This window comes from Gloeobacter kilaueensis JS1 (assembly GCF_000484535.1).
In the GTDB taxonomy this organism is placed as follows: Bacteria; Cyanobacteriota; Cyanobacteriia; order Gloeobacterales; family Gloeobacteraceae; genus Gloeobacter; species Gloeobacter kilaueensis.
Map to the genome: position 1 here is coordinate 4,206,555 of NC_022600.1, position 13,705 is coordinate 4,220,259.

13 protein-coding genes are annotated in these 13,705 nt (G+C 61.7%); 4 read left to right on the forward strand and 9 right to left on the reverse strand.

What is annotated here, in order from left to right:
* Positions 1–3: 3 nt before the first annotated feature.
* Genes GKIL_RS19535 through GKIL_RS19555 form a run of 5 tightly spaced genes read right to left on the reverse strand, consistent with a single transcriptional unit; the run spans position 4 to position 5,646 of the window.
* Entirely contained in the window at positions 4–525 is a 522-nt protein-coding gene (locus GKIL_RS19535) for a phosphate-starvation-inducible PsiE family protein (RefSeq protein WP_023175585.1), read from the reverse strand.
* A 4-nt stretch (positions 526–529) separates the two neighbouring features.
* Positions 530–937, reverse strand: coding sequence for a fasciclin domain-containing protein (locus tag GKIL_RS19540; RefSeq protein ID WP_023175586.1), 408 nt, complete (start codon positions 935–937; stop codon positions 530–532).
* A gap of 15 nt (positions 938–952) precedes the next feature.
* Positions 953–2,242 carry a CO2 hydration protein gene (locus tag GKIL_RS19545; protein WP_023175587.1) on the reverse strand — a complete coding sequence of 430 codons (1,290 nt, stop codon included), beginning with the start codon at positions 2,240–2,242 and terminating at the stop codon, positions 953–955.
* Between the two features lie 29 nt (positions 2,243–2,271).
* Complete coding sequence (locus GKIL_RS19550) at positions 2,272–3,765, reverse strand: NADH-quinone oxidoreductase subunit M (RefSeq protein WP_023175588.1); 1,494 nt, start codon at positions 3,763–3,765, stop codon at positions 2,272–2,274.
* An 18-nt stretch (positions 3,766–3,783) separates the two neighbouring features.
* Positions 3,784–5,646, reverse strand: a complete 1,863-nt coding sequence (locus tag GKIL_RS19555; RefSeq protein ID WP_023175589.1) for an NAD(P)H-quinone oxidoreductase subunit F — start codon at positions 5,644–5,646, stop codon at positions 3,784–3,786.
* 175 nt (positions 5,647–5,821) lie between these two features.
* On the opposite strand from GKIL_RS19555, the gene GKIL_RS19560 reads away from it, so the two are divergent.
* Positions 5,822–6,784, forward strand: a complete 963-nt coding sequence (locus tag GKIL_RS19560; protein WP_023175591.1) for a LysR family transcriptional regulator — start codon at positions 5,822–5,824, stop codon at positions 6,782–6,784.
* Positions 6,785–6,791: 7 nt separating this feature from the next.
* On the opposite strand, the gene GKIL_RS19565 is transcribed toward GKIL_RS19560, so the two are convergent.
* Positions 6,792–7,037 (reverse strand): DUF7219 family protein, encoded by a 246-nt coding sequence (locus GKIL_RS19565; protein ID WP_023175593.1) that lies wholly within the window; start codon positions 7,035–7,037, stop codon positions 6,792–6,794.
* A gap of 219 nt (positions 7,038–7,256) precedes the next feature.
* Between GKIL_RS19565 and GKIL_RS19570 the strand changes: the two genes are divergently transcribed.
* On the forward strand, positions 7,257–8,108 hold the full coding sequence (locus tag GKIL_RS19570) for an immunity 49 family protein (protein WP_023175594.1): 852 nt from the start codon (positions 7,257–7,259) through the stop codon (positions 8,106–8,108).
* Here GKIL_RS19570 and GKIL_RS19575 read toward each other — a convergent pair.
* The 3 genes from GKIL_RS19575 to ppsA all read right to left on the reverse strand — a co-directional run bounded on the left by GKIL_RS19575 (position 8,105) and on the right by ppsA (position 11,428).
* A complete protein-coding gene (locus tag GKIL_RS19575) occupies positions 8,105–8,308 on the reverse strand; it encodes a hypothetical protein (RefSeq protein WP_023175595.1) in 204 nt (67 codons plus the stop codon). The genes GKIL_RS19570 and GKIL_RS19575 overlap by 4 nt on opposite strands.
* Positions 8,309–8,409: 101 nt before the next feature.
* Positions 8,410–8,892, reverse strand: a complete 483-nt coding sequence (locus GKIL_RS19580; protein ID WP_023175596.1) for a universal stress protein — start codon at positions 8,890–8,892, stop codon at positions 8,410–8,412.
* Between the two features lie 79 nt (positions 8,893–8,971).
* Positions 8,972–11,428 carry a phosphoenolpyruvate synthase gene (ppsA, locus tag GKIL_RS19585; protein WP_023175597.1) on the reverse strand — a complete coding sequence of 819 codons (2,457 nt, stop codon included), beginning with the start codon at positions 11,426–11,428 and terminating at the stop codon, positions 8,972–8,974.
* A 486-nt stretch (positions 11,429–11,914) separates the two neighbouring features.
* Here ppsA and GKIL_RS19590 point away from each other — a divergent pair, with 486 nt between their 5' ends.
* Positions 11,915–12,880: a DMT family transporter gene (locus GKIL_RS19590; protein WP_023175598.1), complete on the forward strand. Its 966-nt coding sequence runs from the start codon at positions 11,915–11,917 to the stop codon at positions 12,878–12,880.
* Between the two features lie 292 nt (positions 12,881–13,172).
* The gene (locus tag GKIL_RS19595; RefSeq protein ID WP_023175599.1) at positions 13,173–13,682 is read left to right on the forward strand and encodes a pentapeptide repeat-containing protein; all 510 of its coding nucleotides are present in this window, start codon (positions 13,173–13,175) and stop codon (positions 13,680–13,682) included.
* Positions 13,683–13,705 lie beyond the last annotated feature (23 nt).

Sequence of the window (13,705 nt, forward strand, 5' to 3'; positions counted from 1 at the left end):
TTCTCAGCGGCTTTTTTTGAGCACCGAAAGCGAGCCGTAATCTTCCGGATGGGCCGTGCTCAACTCCAGGCCGCTCTCGCGGTCGGCGAGGGCAATCGCGTGCATCAGCTTGGCAATCCAGGCGCGCACCAGAAGCAGCCCGCCCAGGACCAGCAAAAATAGACAGATAGAGAGAATCTGGCCGGCGGGAGTCTTGAGGACTTCGTGGACGATCACCTCGCGCAGCACCGAGACGATCGTCACCTCGACGGCGACGCTCACCGAGATCCGGTGCTCGCGCAGGTAGATGATGAGCAAGCGAAAAAGCTCGACCAGGATCAAGACGAAGAGAATTTCCGCCGAGACCTCCTGAAAGTCCAGCGGCTGGAGCATCAGCTGCAACAGAGCCCAGAGCTTGAGCACCATCACCCCAAAGAGGCTGAGGCACAGCGACATGACAATCAGATCCTGGACGTTTTCGAGTCTGTCGATGATCAAGGAGCGGACGGTGACATCGATCTGATCGGCGGTGGGCTCTTTGCGCATCGGTCTACCCCATCAGTAGGACGTTGTCGATGACGTGGATGACGCCGTTGTCGGCCTCCACATCGGCGAGGACGACGGTGGCGTTCTTGACCTCGAAGCCGTCGGGGGTGGTGGCTCGAATCGGAATGTCTGCCCCTTCTAGAGACGTGAGGGTGTCGATATCGGCCAGATCCGCCTGGCGGTAGCGACCGGCGACGACGTGGTAGGTGAGGATGCGGGCCAGTTGGGGCGGATTCTGGACGAGGGTGGTGATCGTGCCGGGGGGCAACTTGGCGAAGGCAGCGTCTACCGGGGCAAAGACGGTAAAGGGACCGGGGCTTTTGAGGGCGTCCACCAGCCCCGCCACCTGCACGGCGGTGACGAGGGTCTTGAACGAATCGTTGCTGACGGCAATCTCGACGATGTCGGGCATGAGGGGCTCCCTTGCTTAGCGGTAGTCCGAGCGCTGTACGTCCCGCAGCCGCGCCTCCGGCCTGAGGAAGCGGTCCATCTGCCCTTCAAAGAACTGGCGGTTGGCCATCAGGTGGCGCGGATTGGGATCGTCGAGGGGATAGAGCAGAGCGGTGCGCAGCGCCTGGATGACAGCGGAGGTGACGACGTACATCGAGCGCTGGAAGGTGATGCCCAGTTGCACGAGCATGTCGTCTTCGCCCCGGCAGTGGCGCTGATAGTACTCCACCAGGTACGGCGGCAGAAAATGGAGCATGTCCTGCATCAAGAGCGTCGGTGGAATGCCCGCCGTCCCCACCGGGAAGACGTCGGCATAAAGAATGCCGTAATGAAAGTCCTTTTGATCGACTGGGATCTGGTGGGCCTGGGCGTTGTAGGACTTGGTGCCCCGAAAAGGCGCGGTGCGGTAGAAGACCGCCTCGACGTAGGGCAGGGCCGCCTCGTAGAGCCAGGTAAAGCCCTTCGATTTGGGGATCACCTCGTAGCACTCGCCCCGGATATAGACGTGGTGGTAGATGGGCCGCCCGGCAATGGCAAAGATGCCGTTGACCAGAAAGTTCATCGCCTCCGGCACGGTGCGGAGCTTGCCCTCGTCGTAAAGATCGGACATCTCAAAGAAGACCGGAGCCATCACCTCCCAAAAAAGGCCCAGGTTGGCGTAGTAGGACGCCTGGCGGCACTGCTCGATGAACATGTCCGGAAAGAGCCTGTGCAGGGCGAGCATCGCCGGGTTGCCCCGGAAGTAAGCTTCGATGGCGCGGTTGGCGTTCGCCTTGTACTCGTCGCTGTCGAGGTACGGATCGAAGCGCCCGCCCATGCCCCGGTGCCAGAGCATAGCCCGCATACACATCTCGGCAAATTCCATGTTGACCCGGTCGTGCCAGAGGTGGTGGAGCAGCCGGGGCAGACGGCCCGTCTCGCCGCGCTCCATAAAGGCCAACAGCTCCGGGTGGGCGGTCGCCTCACCCCGCCAGATGCGCAGATCCGCCGTGTCCCCGGCGTAGTGGTTGTGCAGTTCCAGGTACTCTTTGGGCAAAAAGTACTTGAAAAAAGGCAGCGGTTCGAGAAAGACGCGCTCGCCGATATAGAGCAGATCCCGCCAGTAAAAGTCCATCGGTACGGCGTAGGCTTTGTAGATGCCGATAATCTGCATCAGGTTCTCGGGCGTGTCCGGCAGCATCGCTCCGCCCGCTTCGAGGCGATGGACGATCTCGGCGTGGGGGTGGCGGGAGGGAGGCAGCTTGGCCCTGGTAGCAACGGCGTTCATCGAATCGCTCCTGGTAGTGGAATCGGTATCTAGTGCAGGCTGAGCTTGGCGACGGGCACCGGGCGGGGCACAGCGGCGGCAAGGGCGTCGGTGGTGCTCTCAGACCAGTGGGTGAGCCACGAGGGCTGGATGCCCAGAACAAAGATGAGGGCGACCAGCACCAGCGCCGGGATGCGCTCGGACCAGCGGATGGTCGGATAGTAGGCGCGGGAGTTGTCGAGGCGGCCAAAGCAGGTGCGGCTGAGGAGAATGACGAAGTAGACAGCCGTGAGGCCGCTGCAGACCACACAGAGCAGGGTCGCCACCGGAAAGACGGGGAAGCTGCCCTGCAGGACGAGAAATTCGGCAATAAAGCCCACCAGACCGGGGATACCGGCGCTCGCCATCCCTGCCAGCACCAGTAGAGCGCTCGCCAGAGGCAGGCCGCGCACCGGATTCATCAGGCCGTTGAGCACGTCGAGGTCGCGGGTGCCGGCTTTTTCTTCGATGATGCCCACCAGATAAAACAGCACCGCGAGGATGAGGCCGTGGCTCACCATCTGCAGGACGGCTCCCAGCAGGCTGAGGGGCGTCTCCGCCGCCAGCCCCAAAAGCACGTAGCCCATGTGGCCGATCGAACTGTAGGCGACCATGCGCTTGATGTCTTTTTGGGCAATCGCCGCGAACGCGCCGTAGATGGCGCTGATCGCTCCCAGGGTAGCGAGCCCCGGCGCGGTGAGGTTCCAGGTCTCAGGAAAAAGTCCCAGCCCAAAGCGCAACAGGCCGTAGGTGCCCAGCTTGGCGAGCACCCCGCCCAGCAAGATCGCCACCGGCGCGGACGCTTCGCAGTAGGCGTCCGGCAGCCAGGTGTGCAGCGGGAAGAGGGGCGTCTTGATTCCGAAGCCCAGCAATAGCAGGGTCAAGATCACCAGTTGGGCCGTGAGGGGCAGGGTGCGGGCAATATCCGAGTCGAGGGCAAAGGCCGCCGCTCCACCCAGCACCCCGATGCTCAAAAAAGCGCCCAGCAGCAAAAATCCGGAAACAGCGGTGTAGGTAAGAAACTTCATCGCCGCGTAGGCCCGCTTCGGGCTGCTGCCCCAGAGCAAGATGAGCAAGAACAAAGGCACCAGTTCCAGCTCATAAAAAAGCAAAAACAACAGCAGATTTTGCGCGGTAAACGCCCCAGCCAGCCCGGCTGTCACCAATAGCAACAGCGCGTAGTAGAGCTGGGGGCGCTCGATCGTGCGGGAGCTGGTGTAGACCGCCACCCAGCCCAGCAGCGCATTGAGGGCCAGCATCAGCAGCGAGAGGCCGTCCACTCCCAGGCTGTAGTTAAGACCAAGCGGCTCGATCCAGGGCACAAACTCGCTAAACTGCATCGCTGCACTGCTCGGTTGAAACTGGAAAAATAGCCAGCCAGTCCAGAGCAAGAGGGCGGCGCTGACCGCGAGGGCCGCCTGCCGGGCGCGGGTGGCCCCCAGGTTGGGCCAGAAGCCGATGGCGACAGCCCCCGCCACCGGTAACCAGATAAGCGTGCTTAACATTGGGGAATGCTCCGATTCTTAGCGTGAGTGGAGGGCCAGACCGACCGTGTGCAGGGGCGGATGGGAAGAAGCCATCGTCACCGAGGCGTAGATGCCCAGGGCAACCACCCCGAGCAGGATGGTCAGCATATAGAACTGGGTGCGGCCATTGGTGCTGTACTTGAGCCCTTCGCCTCCAAACAGTGAGGCGTAACCGACCAGATTGACCAGGCCATCGACGATGTGGCGATCGACCAGAAATACCAGCCGTGAGATCGAATCGACCAGAAAGACGACGCTGCGGCGATAGATTTCGGCCATGTAAAAGTCGTAGGCAAACAGTGCCTGCAACTTCGGCCAGGGCAGGGCGGCCAGCCTGAGGCGGATGCCCAAAACGCCCCCCCCAAAGCTGCCCACCGCCAGCAGCACAATGGCGGGCACAGAAAGACTCGATAGGGCCGGCAAAAGCCCGAGCTGCCAGAGAATAATGGGCAGGTGCAGCGCGACGCCAAACAGGGCCATCATCGGCAGCACCATCAGCCAGCTCACCTCCGGCGAGCGCTCGGTCATCTGCTGGGGCTTGCCTAAAAATATCAAAGCAAAGGCGCGGCCCAGGGCATAAGCGCTCAGGGCGTTGACAGCCACCAGCAGCACCGCCAGCACCGGCTGGCTGGTCCACAGTACTCCGATGAGTTGCACGATGGGCCAGAAACCGGCGAAGGGCGGCAGGGCCACCAGGCTCGCCCCCCCCACCAAAAAGGCAAGGGCAGTGAGGGGACGACGAGACCAGAGGCCACCGAACTGGGTGAGATCCTGGGTGACGCTGTTCCAGACTACCGAGCCGATGCTCATCACCAAAAGCGCCATCGAGATCGAAAAGCTCAGTACCAGCAACAGCGCCGTCTGCGTCTGCCCGGCGGCGACGGCGATAAAGACGATGCCCATGTAGGCGCTCACCAGATAGGAGAGCACCCGCGTGGTGTCCGTCTGGGCAAGGGAGATGAGGGTGCCCCCCAGGGCAGAGATAGCTCCGATCGTGGCGAGCAGAGCCAGGGCAAAGGGCGAAATCGTAATCACCGGGGCGAGTTCGACCAGCACCCAGGCACCGGTGGTCACCACCAGGGCGTTGCGCAAGATCGAAGCGGGCAGCGGCCCTTCCATCGCTTCGTCCAGCCACAGGTGCAGCGGAAACTGGGCGCACTTGCCGACCGGCCCGGCGATAAGCGCCACGGCGATGAGCGTCGCCGGCAGCGGGTCGAGCCGGTGGGTCGCCGCCCAGCGCGCCAGATCGCTAAAGTTCCAGCTGCCCGCCAGCGGCAGCAGGGCAAGCACCCCCATCAGCAACAGCAAATCGCCGACGCGCTTGGTCAAAAAGGCGTCGCGGGCTCCGGAGACCACCAGCGGCTGGTTGAACCAGAAACCGACCAGCAAGTAGGTGCCGAGGGTGAGAATTTCAAGCAAAAAGTAACTGAAGAACAGCGACTGGCAGAGCACCAGGCCGCACATCCCCGCCTCAAAAAGGCCCAAAAACGAAAACAGCCGCGCCCAGCCCCAGTCCATCTCCATGTAGCCGATCGCATAAATCTGGGCGAGCAAATTGAGTCCGGTAATCAACACCAGCGCGCCGACGGTGAGCGTCGAAATTTCGACTGGGACCGCGAGGGTCAGGCTCTGCAGGTGCAGCCAGGTAAAGCTGATCTCGCGGGCCGGTTGCCCCCAGATCCCGATGAGCGCCAAAAGCGAGTGGCTAAAAGCCAGCAGTGTCGTGACGACATTGACGTAGCCCGCCGGCCTGGGACCAGTGCGGCGGATAATACCCGGAAACCACAACAGAGCAGAAATCGCCCCCACCAGAGGATAGCAAGGAACTAGCCATACAGATTCGACCGCAGACATGAACATCAGAACGTCCCTTCGCGCAGACTAAATAGTTGTCTCCCGGCAACCTGGCAACCCCATGCCCGCCGCCCTACTGGTATGTTAAAGAATGGTTACATTTAATTAAAGTCAATGATTCTTATATAATCCATAGAACCCAGTCTATATTGAAAGTGCAAACGTTCGAGGTCTGGTTCCGATGCAGGTAACGCTTCATCAGTTGCAGCTTTTTCAGGTAGTGGCGCGGCACTTGAGCTACACGCGGGCGGCGGAGGAGCTGTTTTTAACCCAGCCGACCGTCTCGATGCAGATCAAGCAACTGACAAAGAGTATCGGCCTGCCTCTATTTGAGCAGATTGGCAAGCGGCTGTACCTCACAGATGCCGGTCGCGAACTGCTCGTCACCTGCGAGGAGATCTCAAAACAGCTCGCTCGCTTTGAGATGACCGTAGCCGACCTGCAGGGTCTAAAAAAAGGCTCGCTCAGGCTGGCGGTGGTGACGACGGCCAAGTACTTCGTGCCGCGCCTTCTGGGGCCTTTTTGTCAGCGCTATCCAAATATCGATGTGTCGCTGAAGGTGACCAACCGGGGCCGGGTGCTGGAGCGGCTGAGCGCCAACTCCGAAGATCTTTATATTCTCGCCTCGCCCCCCGAAAACTTTGAAGCCGAGGCCCAGCCGTTTCTGGCGGACGCGCTGGTGGTCCTCGCACCGGGGGATCATCCGCTTTCCCACCAGCGCAACATCCCGCTGGAGCGGATTGCCCGCGAGCCGTTCTTGATGCGCGAGGTCGGCTCCGGCACCCGCCAGACGGTGCAGCGCATCTTTGACAAGTACAACCTCCAGCCCAACGTCAAGATGCAGATCGGTAGCAGCGAGGCGATCAAGCAGGCGATCGCCGGTGGGCTGGGCATATCGATTTTGTCGCACCACGTCCTGGCCCTCGAAGGCGGCACCGACAAACTGGCCATCCTTGATGTCGTCGGCTTTCCGATTCGCCGCCAGTGGCACGTCGTCTACGCCAAGGGCAAGGCACTCTCGGTGGTGGCCCGCACCTTCCTTGAATATCTCTTCAGTGAGGGGCAGCAGATAGCCGAGCGCACCAGCACGCCGATGCCTGAGCAACTCTACAGCTACCTGCTCGCCGCCGAAGGGGTCGAGTAGCGATCCCTTAATCCTCGCCCTGCCAGCCGAGAGCCTGCCGGCTGTGCTTGAGGTCCTTCCAGAGATGGTTCATCTGTTGAAAGGCTTCTTCCGCTGTGATGTTGCCGCCGGTTTCGAGGGCACAGAGGTACTCTACCTGTCTGGCAAACTGCTGCAGGTTGGCATGAAAGAGCAACTTTTCGGGTGTGAACTCGCCTCGATAGGGCGTACTGGGATAAAGAAACTGTTCTAACTCGCGGTTGTTCTGAGACATAGCACCTCTTCCTGGCTATAAAACTGGGCGCACCGCCCCCAACCCCCCCGGCGGGGCACTACTATCGACACCTCAAGCTAAATAGGCGCAAAAGCACGGGTAAAAAGCTCACCCCAGCGTCGAATAACGGCGGCAGGGTAGGATACTGCTGTAGCGTCCGTCCTGGCCATCGACATTGCGGGGACGCGCTGCTTTTGATCTGTCTTGGACCGCGATTGTATGCGTATTCCCCGCCACGTCCTCGATCTCGACCTTCTGGAGCAGGGCCGCAGCTACTATCAAAAATTGTTCGACGAACAAAAACAGGCCCTTGGCCAGCGCCTGGGCGATCCGAACAGCGATGCCGGTGCCATCCTGGCCGAATCCGGCAGCACCGCTCTCAATCTCTTGCGCTACCGCTCGGTCCTCGAACCGGGCAATCGGGAATTGCGCAGCCTGCTCGATATCGCCTGTCTGCATCTGGGAGGACTGTTCGCCCTGGCGGCGATGCCTGCCGGCAGCGGCAGCTGGGGATTTGGACTGCCCACCGGTGAAAACATTCTGCTCAGGGGCACCGGACCTACCCCCCAAGCCAACGCCCGGCTGTGGATCGATAGCTTCTGCCTTGCGATCGTCGCCCGCCGCGACGAGGTGCTCGACAATCTCGTGCATCTGCCCGAGCCGATCCTGCGCCACTCGCCGGTGGGCTGTCCAGAATACATGCACCTTTGCGTCGCTGCTCTACGCGATCTGCGCGCCGGAGCGGCGTCTACCGCCGATCGCGTCATCAAGGCGCTGCACGCTGCCAGTGAGCTTCTCGCGGCCCCCAAAGCCGATCCTTCCGTCGTTCAGCTGCGCACAGCCGAACTGGAGATGCTCGCCGCCCTGGCGGGCGGCGACGGTGCTGGTTTCAACCGCTTTACCCAGAAGACGATGACCCTGCAGCGGCTCTGTTGGGGCACGCGCCCGCGACTGCTCGATCCGCGCGGCTGGCTTTCGATCGTCGGGCTGGGCCTGGTCACCCACGCCCACCGCCAGGGCGAGCGGATCGTGATTCGCTCAGATTACATCCCGGAAGTGCTGGTGTACTAAAAGGCGCTGCGCATCTGGCGGGCAACGCCATGGCCGGGGCATAGCTCCCATACGCGATTGCCCAGCCGGTACCAGGTCGAGCGCTGGCCGCAGTGGGGACAGTTCGACCAGAGCCGGACCAGATGCAGCGGCGTGTGCATGTCAAAGAAGATTTCGTCCTCCGAGCCGGAGCCGCCGGGACGAATGACGCGGGACGGCATGACAACCCCTGAAACCGATTGCGAATCACACAACGGTTGTTTCTATTGTGAAAAGTTTGGCGCAAAAAAGATTCAAAAATTGATATTTGGCAACAAACCGGTTATTTCGGTCGGTGGTAGACGACGTAGACCGAGCAGGGGGCGTGGTGAAGCACGTAGTTGCTCACCGAGCCCAAAAAAAGGGCGCTGAGGGTCGAGCGGCCCCGGCGGCCAATCACGATCAGATCCGCCTGCCAGCTCACTGCCAGCTCACAGATCTTGCGGCCCGGATGGCCTGCCACCTGGGTCGTCTCAGCCACCAGACCGGCGGCCTCCGCCTCGCTCTTGTGCGCTTCGAGTAGATCGAGCCCGCTCTGCTCGAAGCGCCGGTAACTTTCGAGGTAGAGCCTGAGCGGTTCGTCGTCGAGGGAAGGATAGAACTGTCCGGGCAGCGACAGGGGCAGGGCGGGGCTGCCCTCCTCGTCCCCCGAGAGCACGTGCAGCAGCTGCAGGTGGGCTTTTGTGGCTCGGGCCAGTTCCAGCGCGGCGGCAAAGACGGCCCTGCCCGCTTCGCTCAGATCGAAGGCTACCAGGATCCTTTGCATCTACCCTCCCACCGATTCGAGTCAGTAACTTCCAGCCTACCGGCTCCGCCGCTTCTTGTGGGTGTGCTGGCCGCAACCGTCAGGCTCCGGTGGTCATCTCCGCCTCGATCGCCGCCACCACGAGCCGGGTGCGCACGGCGGCATCCGGATTGAGGCTCATCGAATCGATGCCCAGTTCGACCAGCCAGCGGGCGAACTCGGGATAGTCGCTCGGAGCCTGACCGCAGATGCCGATCTTGCGGCCCGTCTTTTTTACTGTCGTAATCGCCAGGGCGATCATCGCTTTGACTGCCGGGTGGCGCTCGTCAAAGAGCGCTGCCACCGCCGCCGAGTCGCGGTCGAGGCCCAGGGTGAGCTGGGTGAGGTCGTTGGAGCCGATCGAAAAGCCGTCGAAGATCTGGGCGAACTGCTCCGCCAGGATGACGTTGCTGGGCAGTTCGCACATGACGTAGACTTCGAGGCCATTTTCACCGCGCACCAGGCCGTGGCTCGCCAGTTGAGCGATCACCGAGCGCCCCTCCTCGGGGGTGCGGCAGAAGGGCACCATCAAGACGACATTGGTGAGGCCCATCTCGTCGCGCACCCGCTTGAGCGCCCGGCACTCGAGGGCAAAGGCGGCCCGAAAGCGCGCATCGCCGTAGCGGGCCGCTCCTCGCCAGCCGAGCATCGGGTTTTCTTCGACGGGCTCGAAGCTGCGCCCTCCCAATAAGTCGGCGTACTCGTTGCTCTTAAAATCCGACAGGCGCACGATCACAGGCTTTGGATAGAACGCCGCCGCGATCGTCGCCACACCCTGGGTGAGCCTGTCTACAAAGTAGTCGTACCGGTGCGGGTAGGAGGCAGTGAGGGCCGCCAGTTGCGCCTTCTCCTCCCCCTCGGGCAACTCGTCGAAGTGCAGGAGCGCGAGCGGATGGACCTGGATCTGGTTGGCGATGATAAATTCCAACCTGGCCAGACCCACCCCGTCGTTCGGAAACGCGGTGGCGAGCCGAAACGCTTCGGATGGGTTGCCGACGTTGAGGAGAATCCGGGTACGGGGACGGGGCAGCGTCTGGAGGGCCACCTCGCTGCGCTCGAAGGGAACGAGTCCGGCGTAGACGTGGCCCTCGTCGCCCTCGCAGCAGGCGACGGTGATCTGCTGCCCCTCGTCGATGCGGCTGGTGGCATCGCCGGTGCCGACGATAGCCGGGATGCCCAGTTCGCGGGCGATAATCGCCGCGTGGCAGGTGCGTCCGCCCTGGTTGGTGACGATGGCGCTCGCCTTTTTCATCACCGGCTCCCAGTCCGGGTCGGTGCGGTCGGTGACGAGCACCTCGCCGGTCTCGAAGCTCTCCAGCTGGTCGGGGGTGAGCACGATCCGGGCTTTGCCCCGGCCCACCGCCTCGCCCACGCCGCGACCGCTCACCAACAGCGGCCCCCTCCCGGTGAGCCGATAGGTGATCAAAGTCTGGCTGCTCTTTTGCGATTGCACCGTCTCGGGACGGGCCTGAACGATAAACAGTTCGCCGCTGTTGCCATCTTTGGCCCACTCGATGTCCATCGGGGTCGGCACCCCGCGCACGCGGCCATAGTGTTGCTCGATGAGCATCGCCCAGCGCGCCAGCTGGACGATCTCCTCGTCGTCCAACACCAGGGCACTCTGCTCGGTGGCCGTCGTGGGCACCGTCAAGAGCACACTGCCTTCGTCGCCGTCGGCGTAGACCAGCTTGCGCTCCTTGCTGCCGGGGCGCTTGACGAGAATCGGCTGAAAACCCTGATCCAGCGTCGGCTTGAAGACGATGTATTCGTCCGGGTTGATCGCCCCCTGCACGACCATCTCCCCCAATCCCCAACCGGCGCTGATAAGCACCGCGTTCTCAAAGCCACTCTCCGGGTCGATCGAGAAGATCACCCCCGAACCTGCCAGGTCGGAGCGGACCATCTTCTGCACGCAGACCGAGAGCGAGACGGCGAAGTGGTCGAACCCCTTGAGCTGGCGGTAGCTGATTGCCCGGTCGGTAAATAGCGAAGCGTAGCAGCGCCGCACCGCAGCGATCACCGCCTCTTCGCCCTGGATATTGAGATAACTCTCCTGCTGACCGGCAAAGCTGGCGTCGGGCAGATCCTCGGCGGTCGCACTCGAGCGCACGGCGACGTCCGTATCCACTCCGTACTGCTCGCACAGCCGCCGATAACCGGCTCGAATCTGCGCTTCAAGATCGATGGGCAACGCCCCAGCCTGAATGAGGGCGCGGGCCTTTTCGCCGCGCTCGTGCAGATTGGCCAGATCTTCGATGTCGAGATCGGCAAACAGCGCCCGCAGCTTCGCTTCCAGCCGATTGAAGTGAATAAAGTTCTGGTACGCAAAAGCGGTAATGGCAAAGCCTTCTGGAACGCGAATGCCCTTAGGCGTCAACTGCCGGATCAGTTCTCCCAGCGAGGCGTTCTTGCCGCCCACCACCTCGATATCGCCCAGTCCGACCTCGTCCAACCACAGCACCAGTGCCCGCTCGCGGGGCAACGGCCCAAAAGCATTCTGACGTTTGGTCTGCACCATGACAGTTCTCCAGAAGATTCAATCACAACCGGCAAAAAAACATCCTCCACACGCTCACAGAGGATCGAGCACTCCCCACAAGACAGCAACCGGCCCCACTATCGGCAATAGCGCCATAGTCAGACGCAGCGATGCCCGCGAACCCTAAAACTTTTATAGAGCGATGGGCCAGATCAGATTTGTATAGGAACACTACCGGCCTATCTTTCTTCAATATAGAACAAAATGTTCATTCTGAACTACTAAGTTTTTTGATCTCCAGGCCGGGGATCAAAGTCATGGCAAGCATTTGCGCCTGAAGAGCGTGGCGGAGCGTCCAAAAATCGGGTAATCCCAACCCTCCGGCACCCGGCTATTCTCCCACAAAAAGCAAAGCGCTCCTGAGCACCAGTAAAGCGTCCATTCCAACACTTTCACACGCCACAACAGCTTTCAAAAGCGTGTGCCCGCTAGACTGGTAAAGCTCTTCTGGCAAAAAACATTTTTATGTCCCTGCACCGCAGTTCTGGGCGCTGGCAATTGGGCTTGGGGCTCGCCCTTGTCACCACATTCTTATGGGGAATCTTACCTGTTGCCCTGAGCATTGCTCTCCAGCAGCTTGACAGCTACACCCTGACCTGGGTTCGCTTCGTCATCGCCTTTTCGCTTTTACTGCCGTTTCTTGCCCTGCAGCGGTCCCTGCCGGATCTGGCCAAACTGCGCCCGCTGGACTGGGGCCTGCTGGCCCTCGCTGTCGTATTTCTGGCTGCCAACTACGTCCTGTTTTTGCTGGGCCTGCACCAGACCTCCGCCTCCAACGCCGAGGTCGTGATCCAGCTTTCACCCGTACTGTTGGCCCTTGGTGCCCTGCTCATCTTCAAGGAGCGCTACACCGGCCTGCAGTGGAGTGGCCTGGCAGTCTTTGTCGCAGGCTTTGGCCTGTTCTTTCAGGCCCAACTTGCAAGCCTCCTCACGAGTTCCGCCACCTACATCGTGGGCAGTGGCCTGGTCGTCGTCGGTGCGATCGTCTGGGCCATCTATGCCCTTGCCCAAAAACAGCTGCTCAAAGTTCTGCCCGCCGCCGCCACGATGCTGCTCATCTACGCCGGTTGCGCCCTCGTCCTCCTTCCCCTCACCCATCCTGCCCAACTTTTAACGCTCGACAGCCTGCACCTCGCCGTCGTCCTCTTCTGCGCCCTCAACACCCTCGTCGCCTACGGTGCCTTCGCCGCCTCGCTGGAGCACTGGGAAGCTTCCCGCGTCAGTGCCGTCATCTCCCTTGCCCCCCTTGTCACCCTCGCTGCCGTCTGGGCCTCCTCCCAGGTCTGGCCCGCCCTGCTCAAGCCGGAGCCCCTTACCCCCACCGGCTTTCTCGGTGCCGTTCTTGTCGTCGTCGGTTCCCTGGCAATGGCCCTGGGACGGGGAACCCTCTCCCCCCAGCCCCCTCCCCCCATGGTGAAGGGAGAGAAATAAATATTCTTACGGATCCCTTTGTTCCCGGATCCGGCTATTTCGCTTCCAACCTCTACCGACTGCTGGCCTCACGCTCCTGAACTGCTCGTGCGTAGCGGAGGCGTCAAAGTCGGGGGGGAGGGTGAGGGGGACACGGGTGCCCCCCTCACGCGGGGCGGGGGGTTTGGGGGGAGGGCGCGAAGGGCCCCTCCCCCCGATGGTTTTTGTTTCCTCAAAACAGCTCAACCAAGAGACCCCCCGACGGCTTTTGTCTGCCCACCAAAAGCAGAAAGAAACTCACTAAAGTTAAAGAATGCAACAACCGCTCGCCTTTGACGTGCGGGCCTTCGCCGCCCGTTTTCTCGCCCAACCCGCCCCAGATCGCCTGCGGACTCTCCAGCAACTGGGCCTGAGCCGTTACAGCCTTTTTCTGACCCAGATGGCCCTCACCCCGGCAAATATCGTTGTCGCCGCCCGTTTTCTGGGCAATCCCGATCGAGTCAAATTTCCGGACCTGCGCGGCGTCGAGCTGGCGGGTCTGGATCTTTCGGGCGTCAACTGGATCCGAGGCGATCTGAGCAGCGCCGATCTACACCACTGCAAGCTCATCCGCGCCGATCTGCTTTTTGTCCGCTTCGACCGGGCAAATCTGAGCGGGGCTGACCTGGGAGGAGCCACCCTGAATGAGACGCGCTGGAGCGGCACGCTCGTCGATGGTTGTCATTTTGGCACTGGTCACGGCCTTACTGCCGCCCAACGGTACGACCTCCAGGCACGGGGAGGCCAGTTTGCGAAGGGCGATTTTGCTAATGCGCAGCCCTAACCATCAGCACCACTATCCATCAA

Bases quoted from the DNA above. Each gene is read 5' to 3' on its own strand.
- GKIL_RS19570 (WP_023175594.1), top strand. From the start codon at position 7,257: ATGCGTATTCCCCGCCACGTCCTCGATCTCGACCTTCTGGAGCAGGGC.
- GKIL_RS19580 (WP_023175596.1), bottom strand. From the start codon at position 8,892: ATGCAAAGGATCCTGGTAGCCTTCGATCTGAGCGAAGCGGGCAGGGCC.
- GKIL_RS19555 (WP_023175589.1), bottom strand. From the start codon at position 5,646: ATGTTCATGTCTGCGGTCGAATCTGTATGGCTAGTTCCTTGCTATCCT.
- GKIL_RS19535 (WP_023175585.1), bottom strand. From the start codon at position 525: ATGCGCAAAGAGCCCACCGCCGATCAGATCGATGTCACCGTCCGCTCC.
- GKIL_RS19540 (WP_023175586.1), bottom strand. From the start codon at position 937: ATGCCCGACATCGTCGAGATTGCCGTCAGCAACGATTCGTTCAAGACC.
- GKIL_RS19560 (WP_023175591.1), top strand. From the start codon at position 5,822: ATGCAGGTAACGCTTCATCAGTTGCAGCTTTTTCAGGTAGTGGCGCGG.
- ppsA (WP_023175597.1), bottom strand. From the start codon at position 11,428: ATGGTGCAGACCAAACGTCAGAATGCTTTTGGGCCGTTGCCCCGCGAG.
- GKIL_RS19565 (WP_023175593.1), bottom strand. From the start codon at position 7,037: ATGTCTCAGAACAACCGCGAGTTAGAACAGTTTCTTTATCCCAGTACG.
- GKIL_RS19545 (WP_023175587.1), bottom strand. From the start codon at position 2,242: ATGAACGCCGTTGCTACCAGGGCCAAGCTGCCTCCCTCCCGCCACCCC.
- GKIL_RS19575 (WP_023175595.1), bottom strand. From the start codon at position 8,308: ATGCCGTCCCGCGTCATTCGTCCCGGCGGCTCCGGCTCGGAGGACGAA.
- GKIL_RS19550 (WP_023175588.1), bottom strand. From the start codon at position 3,765: ATGTTAAGCACGCTTATCTGGTTACCGGTGGCGGGGGCTGTCGCCATC.
- GKIL_RS19590 (WP_023175598.1), top strand. From the start codon at position 11,915: ATGTCCCTGCACCGCAGTTCTGGGCGCTGGCAATTGGGCTTGGGGCTC.
- GKIL_RS19595 (WP_023175599.1), top strand. From the start codon at position 13,173: ATGCAACAACCGCTCGCCTTTGACGTGCGGGCCTTCGCCGCCCGTTTT.